The organism is Niameybacter sp. (assembly GCF_036655075.1).
In the GTDB taxonomy this organism is placed as follows: Bacteria; Bacillota; Clostridia; order Lachnospirales; family Cellulosilyticaceae; genus Holtiella.
Genome location: NZ_JAVVQU010000035.1, coordinates 4,529 through 26,026 on the forward strand (window position 1 = coordinate 4,529; position 21,498 = coordinate 26,026).

A 21,498-nucleotide genomic window follows, 5' to 3' on the forward strand; every position below is an offset into this window, starting at 1 on the left:
AAATTAACGTCCTGCTCTACGACGGTCACCTTCGCTAAGAATACGTTTACGTAAACGAATCGCAGCTGGTGTTACTTCTACTAATTCATCATCTTCAATGAACTCTAAAGCTTCTTCTAAGCTGAAGATTTTTGGAGGTGTAAGTCTGATTGCATCATCAGCACCGGATGAACGTGTATTCGTCATCTTTTTGTTTTTACATGCATTAACTGTCATGTCTTCACGTCTAGCATTCATACCGATAATCATACCTTCGTAAACATCTGTTGCTGGTGGTACAAACAAGATACCACGCTCTTCAAGGTTGTTAAGTGAGTAACCCATTGTAGTACCAGCTTCTTGAGCAACAAGTGCACCATTTGCTCTTCTTGGAAGTTCACCAACGTATTCAGTGTAACCTTCAATACGTCTAACAAGTGTAGCTTCACCACGTGAATCTGTAATAAGTTCACTTCTAAATCCTAAAAGACCACGAGTTGTACAGATGTATTCAATACGTACGTAACCATTTTCTGGTTCCATACTTTGCATCATACCTTTTCTCATATTTAGGTTAGCAATAGCTGCACCTGAATATTGTTCTGGAAGTGTTACAATAACACGTTCTTCTGGCTCCATTAATTTACCCTTTTCGTTTCTGTGCATGATAACTTCTGGTTTTGATACCCCAAGTTCATACCCTTCACGACGCATGTTTTCAATTAAGATGGATAAGTGAAGTTCTCCACGACCTGAAACTTTGTATCCATCTGTAGTATCCATAGATTCTACTTTAAGACCTACGTTGATTTCAAGTTCTTTTTCAAGACGGTCTTTAATATGTCTTGTTGTTACATATTTACCGCTTTTACCAGCAAATGGTGAGTTATTAACTAAGAAGTTCATAGAAAGTGTTGGCTCTTCGATTGTAATAGCTTCCATAGGCTCAACTTTGCCTACTTCCCCTACTGTTTCACCGATAGATATATCACTAATACCTGCGATAACAGCAATGTCACCACTTGTTACTTCTTCGATTGGTGTTTGAGCAAGACCTTCGTAAGCCATAAGCTTTACAACACGTCCTGTTCTAAGTTTACCTTCATTGCTTACAATTTGTACAGTTTGGCCTTCTTTAATTGTACCTTTGTATACACGACCAATACCAAGACGACCGATGAAGTTGTCATAGCCTAATGCACTAATTTGCATTTGAAGTGGTTCCTCATCTGCTTTTGGATATTCCCCTACTTGCTTAACAATTGTTTCAAGAAGTGGATCAATATTTTCTGATTCTTGGTCTAACTCATATTGCATGATTCCTTGTTTACCAATTCCATAAAGGATTGGGAAGTCAAGTTGTTCATCATTTGCATTAAGGTCAACGAATAAGTCGAAAGTCATATCCACTACTTCTTCTGCACGATGATTTGGTTTATCAATTTTGTTGATAACAAGGATTGGTTTTAAGCCTTGTTCTAATGACTTTTGAAGTACGAAACGTGTTTGTGGCATCGGACCTTCAATTGAGTCTACTAAAAGGATAACTGTATCTACTGTACGGATAACACGTTCTACTTCTGAAGAAAAGTCACTATGTCCTGGTGTATCTACGATGTTAATTTTGTAATCTTTATATCTAATAGAACAGTTTTTTGAATAAATTGTAATCCCTCTCTCACGTTCTAGAGAGTTACTATCCATTACACAGTCTACAACTTCTTGATTGGCACGGAATACACCACTTTGATTTAGGAAGGCATCTACTAAAGTAGATTTCCCAGCATCTACGTGGGCAATTACCGCAATATTAATTATTTTATCATGATTCATCTATTTTCCTCATTTCTGCATGTTTCAACGTCTCTTATCACAACTTAATATTGTATCACCCTTATGTGCATTACTCAACAGGTAACATCTTACTATATTTTGCATGAATAATGCAATTTTTTAGCACATTTTAATTAATAAAGAATTATTTTCTTCTCCTTTTAGTTATGGTATACTACTATTTATTCATATTTCTTCCATCTTTACATGATAAAGATACCTTGAAATGTATAACTAAAACTAAATAGGAAGAGGTTACTTATGAAAAAAAATGAATACGGTTTATTTACAACCATTGGCATGATTGTAGGAATTGTCATTGGTTCAGGCATTTTCTTTAGAAGCGATAATATCCTGATTGCTACAGGAGGAAGTATTGCACTCGGGGTACTAGTATTTTGCCTCTCTGCCATCAGTATTATTTTTGGAAGTCTTACCATTTCTGAACTTGCTTCTCGTACTACAAAAGCAGGTGGAATCATTGCCTACGCAGAAGATACATGCAATAAATATGTAGCTTGTGCCTTCGGTTGGTTCCATACTTTCCTCTATTATCCAACTCTAATTTGTGTCGTTGCTTGGGTTGTCGGCATTTATATGTGCCTACTCTTTGGACTTTCTGGCACACTTCTTCTGCAAATTGGTATTGGTTCTAGCGTTATCTGCTTACTTTTCGTTTTCAACATTCTCTCAGCTAAACTCGGTGGCTATTTCCAAAACCTTGCCACTGTTATTAAACTGATTCCACTCTTTATTATCGGAATTGCAGGTTTTGTAGCTGGAGACCCAACTCACTTAAATGTTGCAGATCTCACAACTATGCAATCTGCAGGATGGATTACAGCTATAGCCCCTGTTGCTTTTGCCTTTGACGGTTGGATTATCGCAACAACACTTGGTCATGAAATTAAAGATGCTAAGAAAAACTTAAAAATAGCTTTAATTTTTGCTCCTCTCTTTATTCTTGCTATTTACCTACTTTACTTTGTAGGAATCAGTCTTTACATCGGACCAGAAGCAGTTATGCAACTTGGAGATGCTCATGTTGACTTAGCCGCTCAACAGCTCGTAGGCCCTTGGGGTGCTAAAATCATATTAATCTTTGTTATTATTTCTGTACTTGGTACAGTTAATGGGCTTATCATGGGTATTTTAAGATTACCATACTCTTTAGCATTAAGAGATATGTTCCCTCATTCAGAAAAAATCAAAGTTGCATCTAAAGGATTAAACTTCTCTCTTAGAGGTGCACTTATCGCATTTAGTGTTTGTGTATTTTGGATGGTTATTCACTATTTCTCACAAGCAAGTGGTATCTTACAAAACTCAGACGTATCAGAGATTGCAATTACCATTAATTATGTCCTTTATATCATTTTATATTTAAAAGTTTTCAAATTAGGGCAAACTGGAGAAATCAAAGGATTCTGGCGTGGAAAAATGAATCCAATTCTTGCAACTTGTGGTTCCTTAATGATTTTATTAGGAAGTATTAGCAATCCTTACTTCTTTGTTTATGCAGGATTTTCTGCTCTTTTACTTCTTAGTGCTATGCTATTTTGGCATAAGAAATCAACAGCTAAATAAGAGCACTTACTCATAGATGCTCTATAAAAAGGGGCTGTTGCATTAGTGATTTTATAAATCGCTGATGCACAGTCCTTTTGTGGTTTTTCTATTTATCTATCGAAATTCTAAACTTAAAGTTCCCTATAACCTAAAAAAGGGTGTAAAAAATAAGGCTATCATTGATTCTTTATTTTTCACACTCTTTTATGCAGTTTTTAAGGGATGTACATAGGTTTTACATCTTTCATCCTGTATCTTGTGATGAATCTTATTGATGTTATGGGCTAGCCCTAAAAGAATACATTCTGCCAGTATATTCTTTTCACCACGACATAGGAATCGTTTGAATTTCATATCTTCCTTTAGTACTCCAAAGGCTCCTTCGGATTGAATACTTCTGTTCATTCTAAGTTCTGTACCTTCATCACTTAAAATGTGGAGCAAGTCTTCTTGACGTTCTTCCTGAATTTTTTTTGAGACCTCTAAATGTTTGGTACATTCTTCAAGTGGTATTTTGCTATTATTTCCTTTTATACACTTTATTTTATTAGGGCAATTACTGCAATCTTCACATGTATAAAGTGTTTTTTCACTTTTATATCCAGTTTTACTTTTAGACTTTTTTGCACCTACTACCACAAGTTTTTTATATTGGCTACAAAGGTAGAAATCGCCTTCTGTGTTATAACTCATATTTTCTCGTCGACTGATATCTGTTTTATATTTTCTTGTCTTACTTATTTCGTAGTTGGAAGGCTTGATAAAAGAAGTCTGTTTATTCTCCTTTAAATACATATAATTTTCTTCACTTTCATATCCTGAATCAGCAATAACATTTGTATAACCATGATTGACATTTGTCTTTAATTCATCTAGGAAAGGGATCATGTTGTTGTATCTGTTCATTGTGGACCTATTGTAATCCATGCTATATACTCAGCGTCTACACCGAATTGGATGTTATAGGCTGGTTTAAGTTGCCCATTTTTCATAACATCTTCTTTCATTCTCATAAAGGTTGCATCATGGTCTGTCTTAGAGAAACTATTCCGTTCACCCATGATGTATAAGTATTGATTATACTTTTTAAAGCGTGTTAAAAACTTATCCAATTGTTCTATGACTTTTTGAAGTGAAGATTTGCGTTTTCCAACACCATGTACAAAAACAACGCCTTCATCTTTTGGGAGTTTGCATAGTCTTTTTCTAAGCTTTTTAAGATGATATTGCCTAATCTCTGTTTTATACATCACTCTAATACCAAGTTCATCCTTTACATGTTGAATAAACTCAGGGATTTTATCTAACAGTTTCTTTTGATTCTTAGTAACAGCTTTTTTCCAAACAAAAGTATATTTATTAGCAGATGCCTCTATTTTCGTACCATCAATAAATAAATTCTTGTAAGAGAGTTCTTTATTTTCAGCTAGTAGTGTCGTAAGTCTAGCCATAATAATCTTCGATACAGGTGCAATTTGACCTAGCAATCTCACAAAATCATCATCTGGAATCATGATATCAATATTTAGTGGAAGTTTGAGTTGATAAAAGTTGCCACGAGTTGTATAATTCTTGTGTGTAAAATCGTTTAGTTGCATAGACATATTTTACACCTATCCCTAGCTTTTTCGAAGGCTAGGGATTATTTTTTTACACTGAAAAAGGCTGCTACACTAATTTTTTAGTGCAACAGCCCCTTTTTTTGTACTTTTAAATCAATTACTTTATTTTAGTATCCTAAAGTTTTTGCTGTTTCATTAACTTCTTTAATCATAGCAGATAAACCTTTAGCTTCATAATCTTTTAGAAGTTTTTCATACATTACATCCACTGGTTCTGAGCCCATCATAATGTTAACGAGGTCATCTACTGGTTTAATAACAAATTTAGATTTGAGTGGTGTAGATAAATAAGTATATCTCATATCAAATTCAGGCATTGTACCTATTGTTTTTGCATCGTTATAGCGTTTCATATCTTGCTCTCTATAACCTTCTGGATGCACAGAAGGGAATGTATCATTCCATACAGATGGTGTCCAAGCCACAAGGCTATTAAGTGATTTCATAAAGTCATATTTACCTTGGAATGCATCAACATCTTTCATCACAAGTTTGCCCGCTACTACATCATAGTCCTCACCTTCAAAACCATAGTTGATTAATCTTACCCCTTCTTCTGATATTAAGAAATCATAGATTTCTAAGATTTTTGTCATTTTAGTATCATCTACACTTGATGAAATATAAGACTCTGACCAAGCTGTTCTAAATACTGGGAAATAAGTGTTCCCATCTTTGGCTGGGAATAAGTTGAGCATTTTAACATCTTCTAAGAAGTTTTCTCCTGGATACACTTCTTCCCAGTGTTTTGCCACATTTGCATAACTTGATGTGAACCCTCCTGCTTGCAGTAAGGCTGCACTTTGACCTTGTAAGAATTTATCTTGACCTTGTTGCACTTTTGTAATAGCAATATCTTTTTCAATGACACCTTTTGTATACATCTCTCTTGCTAATTCAAAAGTAGCAAGCGCATCTCCCGCAAAATATGCTGGTACATATTGCCCGTCTTTTTCTACCCATTTGTAGTCACTTCCACTACCATCAGACATAGCTGCTGGTAAACTATATGTAAATAAGAATCCATCTAATAGCGTTGGTACAGTTGCTGTAAGACCACCTACATTTTTTCCTTCTGGGTCAGCTACAATAATTTTTTGCATCATATCCATAAACTCTTCCCAAGTTTCTGGTTCCTTTGTTACGCCCGCTTCTTGAGCTAAGTCCCATCTATAAAGCACAACTCTATCTACAGCATTCCAATAGCTATCTGGATAAGTTTTTCTTGGAACACAGTATAATTGGTTATCAATTTTTAACGTTTGAATATCATCTACATTCAAATATTCTTCTAAGTTTGGATAGGCTGATAAGTCTTCTGGCAAAGCTTTTAAGACACCTTGTGAAGTCCAATCATTATAATAAGATGTACCAATTGCATCTATAGAGAAGATATCTGGCAAAGTGCCTGATGCAGCCCAGAGTTGTATTTTTTGCACATAATCATCCCATGTAACGTTCATAGGTTTAAACTTTACATTAAATTTGTCTTCTATCGTTTTAAGGACTTTGTCATTTTCTCCACCAGCTAAGCCACCCTCTACATCCCAGTGCGCAATGGTAATCTCCATAGGTTTGTCACTCTTTTTATGGCTCTCATCTTTATTAGCTTCTTCTTTACCACTTGCTACTTGTTTATCGCCAGAATCACTCCCTGTTGTAGGCACTTTTGTTCCACATCCGGCTAAACTTCCTACTACAAGGACTTGAAGCATTAAAATCGCTGACCATTTTTTGATACATTTCATTTTTATATCCCCCTTTAATATGATATTCCTAATAAATTAATACTTTGGTTATTCTTTGACTGAGCCTACCATGACCCCCTTTACAAAGTGTTTTTGTACAAATGGATACACACAAAGTATAGGTACCGTTGCAACTACAATAGTTGCCATTTGCACAGATTGCATATAAACCTTCCCTTGCCCACCTAGCATAGTCTGAGCTTGTGTTGCAAGTTGTGTATTAAAGTTAATAAGTACTTCCCTTAAATAAATTTGTAAAGGTTGTAAGTCCTTTTGATTAATATACAACAAAGCATTCCACCACTCATTCCATCGTTCTACTGAATAGAACAATGCGAATGTTGCCATGAAGGGCATTGAGATAGGGAGTATGACCTTTGTTAAAATAGTGATATCATTGGCTCCATCTATTTTTGCTGCTTCCTCTAAACTATCTGGTAAACTCATAAAGTAATTTTTCATAATAATAAGGTAATATGTACTAATTGCACAGGGTAAAATCATAGACCAAATATTGTTGGTCATGCCGTAATCTTTCATGACCAAATAAGTAGGAACAAGCCCTCCATTAAATAGCATGGTAACTAATACAAACCACATCATAACTTTTCTACCTATTAAATGTTTCTTAGAAAGTACGTAAGCACCTATAACAGATAAAAACATATTAACTACCGTCCCTACTATCGTTACAAATAACGTAACACCTACTGACTTAAAGAAGTACGCATCTTCTATAATCGTTTTATACCCTGTCCAATCAACTACATAAGGCAGTAGATAGGGCGTATATGTTGTAACAGATTGTGTGTTTGCTACTGATGTAATTAATACATTATAAAATGGATAAATGGTTAAAATCCCGAGTAGACTCAGACCTATAATAAGAATAATTTCAAAGGCTGACATAGATTTTAATGATTTTAGTTTCTTTTTTTTCATGGCGCTATTCCTTTCTTTTAAAATAAGCCTTGTTCTCCAGATTTAGTCACAATCTTATTCGTAGTTGTTAAAAGTATGACCCCAACCACTGACTTAAATAAGCCTAATGCGGTAGTATATCCGAAGTTTCCGCCTCTTACAAACGACTTTCTAAATACGTAAGTATCGATTGTATCTGCTACAGAATATACTGGTGAGGAATATAAGTTAAAGATTTGGTCAAAGTTAGCACCATTTGTCATAATCTGTCCTACTGCTAAAATAAACATAATCACTACTGTACTCTTAATCCCAGGCCATGATATATGTACCATTTTCTGCCATCTATTTGCACCATCTATACCCGCTGCTTCATAAAGCCCTGGGTCAATACTTGCAAATGCTGCCAAATAAATAATAGAATCCCATCCAATTTCCTTCCATATATTTGAAATCCATATGAAGGGTCTAAAAGCACTTTCTGATACAAGTGGTGAAATAGCATCCATACCTAATGTCCCTAATACTTGATTAATGATTCCATTTGAAGCAAACATATTTGTAAGTACGCCTGCCAATACAACCCATGATATAAAGTGTGGGAAAGTAAATATTGTTTGATAAAACTTTTTGAGTCTAGGTCTTGTAATTTCATTAAGTAATATGGCTAATATAATAGGCGTTGGAAAATGAAAGACAAGCTTTCCAAAGCTAAAAATCAATGTATTTTTAAGTGCCCTCCAAAATTCCATATCTTCAAACATCATTTTAAAGTTTTGGAACCCTACCCAAGGGCTATCCCATAGCCCCATATCATATCGGAATTCTTTGAATGCCAGAGTAAGCCCTCCCATTGGCAAATAACAAAACATCAGATACCACAAAAGAACAGGTACAATCAATAAATATAATAATTTATCATTACTGATTCTTTGGCATGTGCGTTGCCAGTTACTCTTTACTACAACTTCTTGAGCTACTTGTTTTTTGTCTAATTTCATATGTATACGAGCCTCCTATCACTAATTTATATCTTCATCTACCATTAGTATATAGTTTATAATTCACAAACAACATGCAAATTACATAGTGTATCTATGTAATTTTTATATTTAATTTTAGAATTATGCATTTTTTTTAGTCAATATAACTTTTATCCATATACAAAATATTGATATTTTATAATTTTTATTATATTATTCAATTATCATCCTAAATATCTAAGAGGACTATTCATGAAATTACTCAAGAATCGCACCATCAAATCACAATTTAACCTTATTATAGCCAGCCTCATTATTGTATGTAGCCTATTAGGCTTTCTAGTTAACTTAACTGTACAAAATCTGCTTTTACAAAACAAAATAAATTATGCACAAAATACAGCATTAAAATTCGAAAGTGAAATTAACCATCTTTTTAAAAGGATAAATTCTATTTCTGAGTATATTCAATATGAACCTGCTCTAGAAAACCTCTTTATAAACCCTTTTAATGACAAAACTCAATCTTATTTTAATGATTTGCATGTCAAGCTTACCTCTCTATCTATTATGAATCATGATATTGCTGACATCGCATTAGTAAATGATGCCATCTCTTGGTCTAGCCTTTTCAACAAATCAGATTTACAGGCATTCCTACATCAACTCGATGGCTCCCCCGGTTTATCAAGTCTTGGTATTGTTCCTCCCTCATTTATTGCAGCAACGGCACCTTCTTACCTTGTATTTGGTCGCAATATTTGGTGCTATAATGACCCAAACTATTTTGGTCAGAAATTAGGCAGTGTAATTATTTCTATTGACCCTGCAAAATCCTCTATACAACTGCCCCATAACGAAAATGTTGATACTTATTTTATGCTCGCCGACCAAAATCTGAATTTGTATCCTTTTAACTGTATCGACTCACTTGCGCAATCCATTTTTTCTACTGTCACTACTCAACTTCCATTATTACAAGAGAACATTACACATGTACCCTTACAAGTGGATACGCCAGACTATGTTATGTATATATCCTACATTCCTTCAATGTCTTACTACGTTATTAGTGCCATAGATAAACATAGCCTTTTTTCAGATTTAGGTACAACTCGTATTTTAATTGCTTTAATCATCTTAATTGTTATCTTGTTTATGTGGTTGCTTATTAAACTTTTACTAAGCAGTGTCCTTACACCCATTAACAAACTCTATGTCTTTATTAAAAGTATCCGAGAAGGCAACCATAAAAAGCTTAAACAGGCTATTATTCTTGAAGGATGTACAGAAATCAATACACTTGGGAATGAATTTAACCGAATGCTTTTAGAGATTAATACTCTTAACCATCAACTCTTTGATACTACTACTTCCCTCTATGAATTAGAAATTGAAAAAAATAAGGCTGAAATTGCTCACCTTAGAAGTCAAATTAATCCCCATTTCTTGTACAACACCTTAGAATCCATCCGGGGAATTGCTTTAGAAAAAGAGATACCACAAATAGCTACTATGACTGTTGCTATGGGCAAAATTTTCCGCTATAGCATTAAGGGTGCATCCACTGCTCCTCTTCTCGAAGAATTAACAATTATTAAAGCTTATCTAGATATTCAGCTCGTACGTTTTAACTGTAAATTTGAAGTTTTCTATAGCATTCATCCAAATACTGAAACTCTATATGTACCCAAGATGATCCTACAGCCACTTATAGAAAATGCCATTTTTCATGGCATAGAAAAAAAAATAGATGCTGGCTTACTCTACATCGGTAGCAAAATAACTCCTGATCACGCCTTGTACATTACGATTCAAGATGATGGTGTAGGCATGTCCTCTGATACAGTTGAAACACTTCTATTAAATGACGGAATAACTTCGCATATCGGGATTTTAAATGTCCATAATCGCATTAAATTATTATATGGTGATGCTTACGGTCTTCAGATTGTTAGTTCCGAACAGCTCGGTACCAAAATCACGATTGTTTTACCTATTATCTCTACAGAAAAGAGGAATAATTATGCCGAACGTACTCATAGTTGATGATGAAAACTTTGTTGTTAAATCCCTAGTGAGTTCCATCAATTGGGATTCACTTAAACTACATGTCTCCACCACTTGTACTAACGGGGTAGATGCCCTTGACTACATTGAACACCACCCCATTGATATTGTGATTACAGATATTCGCATGCCTGGTTTTACAGGACTAGATTTATGTAGCTCTTTGCATACCAAATATCCTCATATCAAAATTATCCTTATCAGTGGCTATGCGGATTTCGCTTATGCTCAAAAGGCTATCAAATATAACGTTATTGGCTATTGTGTGAAACCTCTAGATTATGATGAACTCACTCTTATTCTAAGTAAGGCAGTTGCATCTCAAAAAGCCATTAATCCCCCCACTTTAGATATTATTGACTGTATTTCAAATGAAGACTATAAATCTATTTCCACTTTCTTACTTGACCATGCTATTGACCCTCATCAGTTTTATATGATGATTACCATGGGTGCTGACGCACTTAATATCAACATTACTTGTCCCAAAATCATTCTCAAATTCGGTCCTCTTAAATATCTTTATATTTTGGCGCGCCCCCTATATCCTTATGACCTACCTACTGGCTTATTGGCTACATTACAAATCAAAGGTGTTGGAATTTACCCCCATCCCCTAACGCTGAAACAGTTGAAGCAAGCCATTGATGACACCATTATAATGGCCTATCAATTCTTCTTTTTAGGTGTGCCTTGCTTATGCACAACGCTAACAGCTTGTAATCATTCATCTATATTGTCAAAATTGCAAAATGGTCTTTCCACAAACAATCTAGGCGCTATTCGTTCCACACTGTCAGAACTTATAACATCTGAACAGCTAAAAAAATATGATATAAGCTTTGCTATGAAGCTTTATAACCTTCTCATTACACACTACATTGTTCAACATCAATTTGAAACAGAGGACCTTTATGGCTATAACTTTGATGAACTTATCAATAAGTTTGAAAGTTTCTCATCCATGCTCACTTATCTCGATGATGTCTTCTGTGAACAATTACCAATAGAAGATTTATCTCATAGTTATAATAATAACTTTATACATATCCTAAAGTATGTTAACCATTACTATATGCATGATATTTCAATTCGAGATGTCGCTGCAGAGCTTGGCCTAAATGCCAATTATATTAGTCAATTATTTAAAAAGGAAACAGGTTACACTTACACCAAATACTTAACCCGTTTAAGAATGGAAAAAGCCAAGCAACTGCTTCTTGAAACAAGCTTATCTATTAGCGATATCTGTGAGCAAGTAGGCTATAATGACTATTTTTATTTCCTTAAGACTTTCAAAAAATATACAGGTTTAAGCCCTAGTAATTATAAAGTTCAACTTATTTCTTCTAATCAAAAATGTTTATCCTCAATGTCATTATAAGTTTCTCCTTTAGGTACACAGATCGCTTATAAAAATAAATATTATCCACCTCACGCTTAAGTTAATAGGGCTATGAATCTAGTTTTAACCATCTAGTTTCATAGCCCTCTATAACTTTATATTATCTGCTAGCCCATCTCAGCATTTTTTCTCGTACTTCTTCGAACAAATTAATATTATCCTCGTACACTTTATTATTTGTAAAAATCTTACTTACTAATTCATCATACTTCACACTATCATTTGCCTCCATTTGATTCAGTAGTTCTAAATCCTCTATTCCTCTTCTTTGTGCTTCTAATCTCATACTTATCCAAGGTCCATCTGCACCTGGATATACAATATGTGCATCACCTGCTGGAAAACTTGTTCCAAGCCCTGTAGGATTAGGGCAACAAGATTGCTCAAAGGGGTCTTGCCCTTCTCCATAATGGTTGAGTCCCCAATGTAAATAGCCATCTAACTTATACTTACTACATCCCCAAAATAGTAGTCGAGATCTCAGTAGTGGAATATCTAAGAATCGATTAAGATATTCACCTGTTGGTGCACAACATACATAATTCCAGACTTCATTCCCTTGATTTTTCAGTTTATCAAATTCATCCTTAAGCTCTTCATAATTGACAGTTAGAGGAACCCATATATCTATTCCTCCTCTAAACTCATCTGTTTTTACAGCTTCTATAATTTGAAGATTACCTAGATATTTTCTAAGTAAGTTTGCAATCATAAAGTACTGTGCCTTCCTTTGTACCATACTTTCAGGCCCTGTTATATGAACATCTGGCTCATCACAAATATGATAAACCACCTTATTCTCCCATTTATTAACCTCTAAAAAACTTTTCCACGCTCTAATCATTTCTGTTAAAATCCAATAGCCTTCTTTACTACTCACTTTAATTGTAGGGTCTGCTGCACATTTAAGCTCATCTGTCAACATGTAATCGCCTTGTGTCGCAAAGCTTCCTATCTCCATTTTCTTAAAACCTTCTTCAAAGAAAATTTCTGCAATAGGCTTAATATAATCAAAATTAAATTCTGTTTCTAACCTATAATACTTGGGGTCAAGCATAAGGAAGAAATGAGTCTGCCTCGTCCTTCTCATTGCTCGGGCATAAGCTCTCACCATATCTAAAAATGCTTGACTTCCTTGTTTCAATCCATGCTTACTCGCAATATTATTTAAACTAAACCAGTTCGTCACAGAGAACTGCTCAGTAGGAATAAGGACGTCATAGATTTGCACATTCATGACTAAAGTATAAGTCCCTTCTTCTATTTCAATCTCTAGTGTAACAGGATAACTACCCTCTATGATTTCTTCTTGTGGTACGATACATACATATAAGCCAAATCTATTATTTCGCACCTGAACTTCGGATGTATGTATGGGCTTTAGACAGTCATACACCCTAAAAGGTGCCTTACGTGTACAGTAAAAAGGTTTATCAGCTTGCTCATCCATAATTACAAATCGTCCACCTTGATCAGTAGCACTTGCTGTATTATACTCTACCGGAATATCTATTAATTGATAAATTTCTGCGTCCATCATAGTTGGCAAAGTAGCCTTCACGTTGGCTATTTCACCTACTGTTTCTAACAAAATTTGCACACCTTCCTTACCATTTCTAGCCGTATGTAATTGAATCTCATCAGGTAATTTTCCAAGTGATGTATCAAGATATAGCCATTCTTGTTTTTGTGTTACTATTCCTTGTAGCACAGTTCCTCCTTTATTATTAGAATTTGAATTAGATTTTTATTATACTTCTTATCCTATACTTCTTATCCTATCCTTTTTATGGAACAAACAACATGCATTTTTATGGAACTTATATGAACAATTCTTATATTATTTAATTCGCATAAGCTTTTAGTGTATGTAAAATTATTATACATCTCTATATAAAATATAGACTTTATCTATCTCCATTTTTTTCCTGCCTCTTTGTAAGGTGACACCCTAGGCCTTTTTTACAAAAAAAATCCTTAGAAACACATTTCCATGTTTCTAAGGATTTTTCTATTATACTATGTATATGCTTACGCTTCTGGGTTTGGTGCGCCAACTGGACAAACAGATGCACATGCGCCACATTCGATACAACAATCTGCATCAATTACGAAGATTCCATCTCCTTCAGAAATACAGCTTACTGGACATTCAGCTTCACATGCTCCACAGCTAATACAATCGTCATTAATACGGTATGCCATTGCTAAAACACCTCCATTTATTCTCTTATAATATCTAACCCATCTATGTGGTTAATACTCCTATAGCATATAGTTTCCTATCACTATTGTCAAGATTTTTCCATCTTATAAAGTTGTTATTTGTTACACTTTATTCACAGCATTTTGCTGTACATAATCTCTATTATATTCTCAAAATTTCTATTATTTAAGACAAAAAAGGCATAAGTTGATCCCCTCATAGGGTACTGCTTATACCTTTCATTTTGTCTATTTCACTGTGCCCACTTCTATTATGACTACCTTCTAAGTAGCTACCTTCATATCCTCTATTTACTCAGGTCTTCTAAAATCCCACTTGCCTGTACCTGTCTCATTGTTAAAGGTATAACTTACAATGGCATCAAATTTTGTACCATTTTTAGTCTTAAGTCCTTTGAGGGCACCTTCACCCTTCTTAAGAATTTGTTTAGCGAGTGTTTTGGTCGGTTTCTTGCCATAGTACGCAAGTGCTACATCTTCTTTCCAGATTACAAAACGACATCCTGCTTTATAACCCATACAGCCATATCCTTTTGTACCTTCTATCACATCACTTCCACAAAGTGGACATTTTCCAAGGATTTCTTTTTCCTCTACTGCCTTAGGTGCAGTAGTAGCCTTGCTTGTGGTACTTCTACTGCCTTTGCTTTCAGCCGTCTTCTTACTTGCTACAGTTGTCGGTGTAAAGGCCTCCTTGTTGTACTGAATTGGTGCTGCCTTTTGTGTTCTAATCGTATCTACACCATTGACCACAAAACGAATGATATGGTTCATAAAGGTTTCTTTTTTAACAGTGCCCTTTTCGATGTCTGATAAGGTTTTTTCAAGTTTCCCTGTATACTCTAAGTCCATAAGACCTTTAACAGGTAGCGTCTCGATAAGTTTTTTCCCTTTTTCTGTACAACGAATATTTTTCTTTTGCATCACTGTATAGTTAGTATAACAAAGCTTCTTAATGGTTTCTGCACGCGTAGCTGGTGTACCAATACTAAATCCACTTAAGATGGCATCCATTAAGTCACTATCGTCTCCCCCTTCACTTACTTCTAGCGTCTCTTCTTGCTCATCACTCTCTTCTTCTGAGTCGCCTTTATCCCCACCATTCTTATTGCCTTTAAACTGTTTGCCACAAGTCTCCATAGCTCTAAGTAATGTCTTTTCAGTGTAGGGTTTAGGTGGTGTTGTGGCATGGCTTGTAACTTCTGCTTTTTCTACATCGACTAAAGTACCTTCTGCAAGGTCTGGTAAGATGACATCTTTAGAGTTCTCTTTTTCTATCTTCTTCCATCCCAGTACCTTTTGAATCTTCCCTCTAGAAATAAAGACTCCCTCTACATCCCCTACTTGAGTTGTAAATACAGTCTCTTCTACAATAGAGATGGGCATAAATTGCATTAAGAAACGGTTACGAATGGCATCATATACTAGCTTTTCCTCTCCGCCTAGTCCTGTTGGCACCATATAAGTAGGGATAATGGCACTATGGCTTTCTACCTTCTTACTATTAAATACACGTGGACTTCTATGGAACTTAATCTCCGCTTCATAAGGTGTCCCTTTTTTTTGTGCCATTAGTACCTTTTGCACCTTATCTATTAAACTCTCGTCTAAAACACTACTCGCTGTTCTTGGATAAGTAATATATTTTTTTTCATACAAGCTTTGAGCCACTTTTAATACTTTATCTGAACTGAATCCATTATATTTACTGGTGATATGTCCTTGCAATGCTGAAAGGTTAAAAAGTGCTGGTGGATACTCATTCTTCTCCACTACATCTTTTTGGATGAGCGTACCTTTTTGTCCCATAGTAGCCTTTGCTGCAATGAGATCTGCTTCTTTTTCAAACTTGTCCTTCTTCTCGACTGTGTAAGTCCCTTCATAGCTTTCATCTCCTGCTTTGAAGGTTCCTGTAAGTTTAAAGTAAGGCTCTGAGTTGAAGTTTAGGATTTCCATATCTCTGTCATAAATCATTTTCAAAGTAGGAAGGAGTACACGCCCGATATTAAAGAGCTCTCCCTTTCCAGACTTATATTTTAATGTGGCTACAGAGGTGAGATTAATACCAATTAACCAGTCTGCATGCTGACGACTAATCCCCGCATCTTGTAAGGATTGCATTGTAGCATTAGGAACAATCTTCTCTATTCCTTTTTTTACTTCATCTTCTGTCCACTCATTTAAGAGAATACGATACCTTGGCTTTTTGACCTTAAGGAAATTCATAATGCAGTCCCCTATGACCTGTCCCTCCCGGTCGTAGTCACAAGCTGAAATAACGCCGTCTACATCGTCTCTATTAATAAGGTCTTTGATGCACTTAAGCTGCTTCTTGGCACCTGAATCTACCTTTTTCTTCCCTTGTTCCATCTTAATCTTATATTTAAATTGTTCGGGTATAAAAGGGAAGTTTTCCATGCGCCAAATTTGCATCTTCTCATCATAGTCTTTAGCATCATAGAGTTCTACAAGATGTCCAAAAGCCCATGTAATGAGATAGTCTTCCCCTTCAAAATACCCATCTTTTCGTCCTTTAATGTGCAGGGCATCTGCAATATTCTTAGCGACAGATGGCTTTTCTGCAATGATTACTCTCTTCACTTAGATTACCCTCCCATTTCTTTTTATCTTAAGTATTATAGCATATCCCTTATCGTTTTATATTATAAAATTCTTCCTTAGTATTGTCTTACTTTTCCATTTCAAAACATATTAAAGCCCTTTTCTTTTTTCTTTCTATGAAGTAAATCCCTCAAAATAACGGATTCAAGCATTTATATAGCGCTCTAGCTAGCTTATATTGAGTATATAACTCAGGGTGTTCTAGCATCCATTTACACATTGCATTCACCATTTTCGCATAGGATTTCACTTGAAAGTCCCACCCTATTCTTGCACTTTTAATACTTTTGTCATACTGTGCAACTATGTCTTCTACTGAATTTATATAACTGAGGTTAAAATATTTTCGGAACAGCTTTAACAATTCAAACTTGTTTATTTTTTGGTTATTCGTCAAATGATAAAGTCCTGTAACCTCTTTATCTATAGCCTCTTCTACTGCTCGAGCCAATTCCACGATTCGCTTAAGCGTCTTGAGAATAAGACGAATATGCTCATGCTCATAGTTCTGACCTGTATGCACAAAAACCTGCTTTGTATATTGATCTAACTCTTGTATAACCTTACTCAGTTTAATAAGCTCCGGCTTGTTCCAACTACTGTCATCACATTATACATGTTGTGTGCCTCCTTCACACTTACCCATTCCCTTTTATACTTTACACGCTCATAAAATTTCCAATGCTTTCCCTACATTATATGTATGCACTTAGAAAATGTACGTTTTCCCTCTCCCCTTGCTCTGAAGATTGTAATGGCGTAAATGCAAAAAAGGTCCTAATAACTTTTGTTATTAGGACACTTCATAAATATTTATCATTTATTTGTCTTCTTCATTTCCTTCTACAGCAGGTTCTTCTACATCTGCTGCAAAATCTTTGATTGCAACATATTCTACATCATCATCTTCGCCATAAAGGTCATCTTCGAATTCGTCTTCTAAATCGTCATCGAAATACTCATAGTACTCTTCAATATACTCGTCGTTTCTTGATTTCAACCATAATACAAGTCCTACTAAACCTGCAACTACAGCCAATATAATCCCAAACCATAAACCTTTATTTGATTTCTCTTTTCTTTTTCCACAACACATGAGTTTTCTGACCTCCTTGGCTTTCTTTTTAAATTTACGTTTATTCACTGTTTCATCTCCTAACACAGTAAATTACTCTTATACATCATTATAACAATTTTCAAATCATATAACAACTCTATATTCGTTTATGTTTAACGAATTTCACATAAATTATTCAACTACCTTCAACTTCTACCTACTTATTTTATATACTTCAAAACTCTTTTTCATGAGACTTAAAAAAATCGTAATAAGCACGTACATTCTCTAGTTCTGTCCAACTTCCTATACTCACTGGGTATTCATCTAAGTTATAGATTTTTGCCCCTTTCATAGCTAAAAGGAATGGGGCATGGGTAGAAATAATAAATTGACATCCAAAATATCTACTAGACTCTTCAATATATTTGACTAACTCCAACTGTCTCCTAGGTGATAGACTATTTTCTGGTTCATCCAGAATATAGAGCCCATTTTCCTCTATCTTTTCTGTAAAATACATAAAAGCGCTTTCACCGTTTGAGTACTCTCTAATATTGTTCATTAGGTTATGACGCACATATTTAGACTGTGTCTTACTACGCGACTCATTCATCTTCTTAAACTGGTCATAATCAGCCATAGAACGCAGGCGGAGATTAGCATACTTGGCATCCAAATACTCCTCAAATAATGCTTCCCGCTTATAATCTACCCCTTCATTCACTGTTCGGATATTCAACATATAGTCAAAAACATCATCACTTGTGATAATCCTACTATGTTCTGGAATTGTTTCTACAAGCTCCATTCTACATAAATCTACATAGTCTTGATAGAAGTTGGACTTATTATAAATTGACTCTCTTATAAGCTGTAGCTTTTCACCAATAACATTTAATGCAGTTGACTTACCTGACCCATTCCCTCCATATAAGATAGTGATATGCTCAAAATCTATACGCTCAAATCTATTTTTAGATAAAATTTTAAAAGGATAAAACGAGTCATAACACTTGCGTTTTATAGAAAGAATAAAGTCAAATTCCTCGTCTCCATCTGGAAAATTAAATGTTTCTAAATAAATCATAGCATCACCTGCACTTTAAAATATAGTTTTATATGAACTCACCTTTTGGGAAATTTAATAGGATAGTTGTGTCCTCAAGTTCAATGGACTGTTGTTTTGCTTTATCAGATATAAGTATTTTTAGTACATCGACGCACAAATGCTTACTGATGTAAGCACCTTCCCTACAACTTTCTTTTAATATCAAGCTATTATCTTTCTTCCACACATTCGTATGTTCATAAAACTTTATCAATTTTATACAGTAAAACATATTACAATACATACTTACTTAGAGCTGGGTAGGTCGCTTGAAAGAATAAGCACCTCAGCTTTACATGAAAAGCGTAAAAGACAAACTATCTTTTCACGTATAGAAAGTTACTTCGAAGGACTCGCTTATTTTGGAAAAACTTAGGCTTAAATTAACGCCTATGATTCCTAAATGATTAGTTATAAATTTAATATTTGAATTATAGATTTCAACAATTTTAGTAATATCATTTGGCCTAACTTCTCTAACACTATATAAGCTCATAATACCTCCAGCTTACCTTTTACAGCACATATGGAGTCACCTGATAGACATAATAATTCAGCCAGTTGGAGAAAAGAATATACGCATGAGACCGCCATCTTACATCTGGTCCTTTATCCATATCATTGTCAATAAAATAATGATGTGGCATTTGGATAGGTAAGTCACGCTCCAAATCTCGCTTATACTCATTCCCGAGCGTCCATGGGTCATACTCTGCATGTCCTGTAGCAAAGATTTGCTTACCATCTGATGAAATGGCTAGGGCTACGCCTGCTTCCTTAGAGTCTAACAAAACATATACACCTTCACATGCTTTTACATCTTCTCTACATACTTCTGTATGTCTTGAGTGTGGAATATAAACAGTATCGTCAAAGCCATAAAGTAGTGGTGCTTGTCCTACCAATTTATGGTTAAATACACCAAAGCGTTTCTCTTGCAACTCGAACTTCTTAATTCCATAGTGATAATACAGCCCTGCTTGTGCTCCCCAGCAGATATGGAAAGTGGATGTCACATGATTTTTTGTCCATTCCATAATGTCAGTTAACTCTTGCCAGTATGTAACTTCTTCAAATGGCATTTGCTCTACCGGAGCACCTGTAATAATCATCCCATCAAATTTCTCTTCACTAATTTCATCAAAAGTTTTATAAAAAGTATTGAGATACTCACTTGAAGTATTTTTGGACTCATGAGAAGCAGGTCTTAACAAAGTAATATCAATTTGAAGAGGTGTATTACCTAAGAGCCTTAAAAGTTGTACTTCTGTATCTTGTTTCACAGGCATTAAGTTTAATATAGCAATTTTCAGTTCCCTAATATCTTGTTTGATTGCTCTTTCTTCATCCATAATGAAGATATTCTCTCTTTGCAAAATTTCTGCTGCTGGTAATAGATTTGGTACCCTAATTGGCAATGTACTTCCTCCCTATCGTTGATACGCTTGTCGGATTTTTTCTTCTAATTCTTTATTGAATTTATTGAGTTTATCCACATTTCCTTCTTCCCATAGACTCCAAAACATTTCATAGACTTCATTCATGTTATTTTGTTCATTGGTTTTTGCAAGTGCCTGCACATTTCCAAAGATGTCTGCAACCACACTTGATTCTGCCTGGAATCCTTCTTGGGCTTTAAGTACTTCTTCACGTATTTCTGCCATTTCTTGATCTAACTTATGGGCTGCTTCAGCTGCTTTATTAAGTCGCTCTTGTATAGCTTCTGGCATATTTTGCTTATATTTGTACCTCAGAGAGTGTTCGATAGTTGCCCAGAAGTTCATGGCAAGGGTACGAATTTGTATCTCTGCAAATATGAGCTTTTCTCCTTGTGCCGTTTGCACTGGATATTTTATAATCATATGATAACTACGATAGCCACTTGGCTTTAAATTACTAATATAATCTCTTTCTTCTACTACAAACATATCTTTTCCATGGCGTGCACGGATGATTTCTCTTACTTTATAAATATCTTCAACAAACTGGCACATAATACGAATACCAGCTATATCTTCCATTTTTTCTTCCACCTGATCAAGAGGAATATTTTTCTTTTTAGCTTTTTCTAGTATACTTGATATTTTTTTAACACGTCCTGTAACAAATTCTATTGGTGAATATTCATCAAGGTTGATGTATTCATTGCGTATCCCCTTAAACTTAATTTTAAGTTCTTCTACAGCTTGTGTATAGGGTGTTAAAATCTTCTTCCAGTTATTAATTTCCACCTATTGTTCACCATCCTTTTGCCTAAACTAGTCCTTTTTATTATACCTTATTTTAGGTAACTTGCTCAACTTAAAATTCCAGTGCTCATATTTTCCCAACTTGTCTCATAAATTGTACTAG

General features: G+C 34.9%; 15 protein-coding genes and 1 pseudogene. 3 read left to right on the forward strand and 13 right to left on the reverse strand.

Annotated elements, in window-relative coordinates:
• Positions 1–3 precede the first annotated feature (3 nt).
• Positions 4–1,812, reverse strand: a complete 1,809-nt coding sequence (typA, locus tag RRY75_RS10195; RefSeq protein ID WP_332527561.1) for a translational GTPase TypA — start codon at positions 1,810–1,812, stop codon at positions 4–6.
• A gap of 261 nt (positions 1,813–2,073) precedes the next feature.
• Between typA and RRY75_RS10200 the strand changes: the two genes are divergently transcribed.
• Positions 2,074–3,399 carry an APC family permease gene (locus tag RRY75_RS10200; RefSeq protein ID WP_332494012.1) on the forward strand — a complete coding sequence of 442 codons (1,326 nt, stop codon included), beginning with the start codon at positions 2,074–2,076 and terminating at the stop codon, positions 3,397–3,399.
• A gap of 186 nt (positions 3,400–3,585) precedes the next feature.
• On the opposite strand, the pseudogene RRY75_RS14290 reads toward RRY75_RS10200, so the two are convergent.
• The 4 genes and pseudogenes from RRY75_RS14290 to RRY75_RS10225 all read right to left on the reverse strand — a co-directional run bounded on the left by RRY75_RS14290 (position 3,586) and on the right by RRY75_RS10225 (position 8,673).
• Positions 3,586–4,979, reverse strand: a pseudogene (locus tag RRY75_RS14290) (transposase).
• A gap of 131 nt (positions 4,980–5,110) precedes the next feature.
• Positions 5,111–6,751, reverse strand: a complete 1,641-nt coding sequence (locus tag RRY75_RS10215) for an extracellular solute-binding protein (RefSeq protein WP_332494015.1) — start codon at positions 6,749–6,751, stop codon at positions 5,111–5,113.
• Between the two features lie 48 nt (positions 6,752–6,799).
• Complete coding sequence (locus tag RRY75_RS10220; protein ID WP_332494016.1) at positions 6,800–7,693, reverse strand: carbohydrate ABC transporter permease; 894 nt, start codon at positions 7,691–7,693, stop codon at positions 6,800–6,802.
• 17 nt (positions 7,694–7,710) lie between these two features.
• Positions 7,711–8,673, reverse strand: coding sequence for an ABC transporter permease (locus RRY75_RS10225; RefSeq protein ID WP_332527564.1), 963 nt, complete (start codon positions 8,671–8,673; stop codon positions 7,711–7,713).
• A 234-nt stretch (positions 8,674–8,907) separates the two neighbouring features.
• Between RRY75_RS10225 and RRY75_RS10230 the strand changes: the two genes are divergently transcribed.
• Both RRY75_RS10230 and RRY75_RS10235 read left to right on the forward strand, forming a co-directional pair.
• Positions 8,908–10,704 (forward strand): sensor histidine kinase, encoded by a 1,797-nt coding sequence (locus RRY75_RS10230; protein ID WP_332494018.1) that lies wholly within the window; start codon positions 8,908–8,910, stop codon positions 10,702–10,704.
• Positions 10,682–12,109 carry a response regulator transcription factor gene (locus tag RRY75_RS10235; protein ID WP_332494019.1) on the forward strand — a complete coding sequence of 476 codons (1,428 nt, stop codon included), beginning with the start codon at positions 10,682–10,684 and terminating at the stop codon, positions 12,107–12,109. The genes RRY75_RS10230 and RRY75_RS10235 overlap by 23 nt, the downstream gene beginning before the upstream one ends.
• Before the next feature lie 121 nt (positions 12,110–12,230).
• Here the strand turns inward: RRY75_RS10235 and RRY75_RS10240 are convergent, their stop codons facing one another.
• The 8 genes from RRY75_RS10240 to RRY75_RS10275 form a co-directional block, all read right to left on the reverse strand.
• A complete protein-coding gene (locus RRY75_RS10240) occupies positions 12,231–13,841 on the reverse strand; it encodes a DUF4091 domain-containing protein (RefSeq protein ID WP_332527566.1) in 1,611 nt (536 codons plus the stop codon).
• Positions 13,842–14,161: 320 nt separating this feature from the next.
• Complete coding sequence (locus tag RRY75_RS10245; protein ID WP_332492943.1) at positions 14,162–14,335, reverse strand: DUF362 domain-containing protein; 174 nt, start codon at positions 14,333–14,335, stop codon at positions 14,162–14,164.
• A 312-nt stretch (positions 14,336–14,647) separates the two neighbouring features.
• Entirely contained in the window at positions 14,648–16,957 is a 2,310-nt protein-coding gene (locus tag RRY75_RS10250; RefSeq protein ID WP_332492941.1) for a type IA DNA topoisomerase, read from the reverse strand.
• A gap of 151 nt (positions 16,958–17,108) precedes the next feature.
• Entirely contained in the window at positions 17,109–17,501 is a 393-nt protein-coding gene (locus RRY75_RS10255) for a hypothetical protein (RefSeq protein ID WP_332716604.1), read from the reverse strand.
• Between the two features lie 297 nt (positions 17,502–17,798).
• Complete coding sequence (locus tag RRY75_RS10260) at positions 17,799–18,122, reverse strand: hypothetical protein (RefSeq protein ID WP_332492937.1); 324 nt, start codon at positions 18,120–18,122, stop codon at positions 17,799–17,801.
• 148 nt (positions 18,123–18,270) lie between these two features.
• Positions 18,271–19,125, reverse strand: coding sequence for an AAA family ATPase (locus tag RRY75_RS10265; protein WP_332527568.1), 855 nt, complete (start codon positions 19,123–19,125; stop codon positions 18,271–18,273).
• A gap of 536 nt (positions 19,126–19,661) precedes the next feature.
• Complete coding sequence (gene metA / locus RRY75_RS10270; protein ID WP_332527569.1) at positions 19,662–20,564, reverse strand: homoserine O-acetyltransferase MetA; 903 nt, start codon at positions 20,562–20,564, stop codon at positions 19,662–19,664.
• 12 nt (positions 20,565–20,576) lie between these two features.
• The gene (locus tag RRY75_RS10275) at positions 20,577–21,377 is read right to left on the reverse strand and encodes a GTP pyrophosphokinase (protein WP_332492931.1); all 801 of its coding nucleotides are present in this window, start codon (positions 21,375–21,377) and stop codon (positions 20,577–20,579) included.
• Positions 21,378–21,498 lie beyond the last annotated feature (121 nt).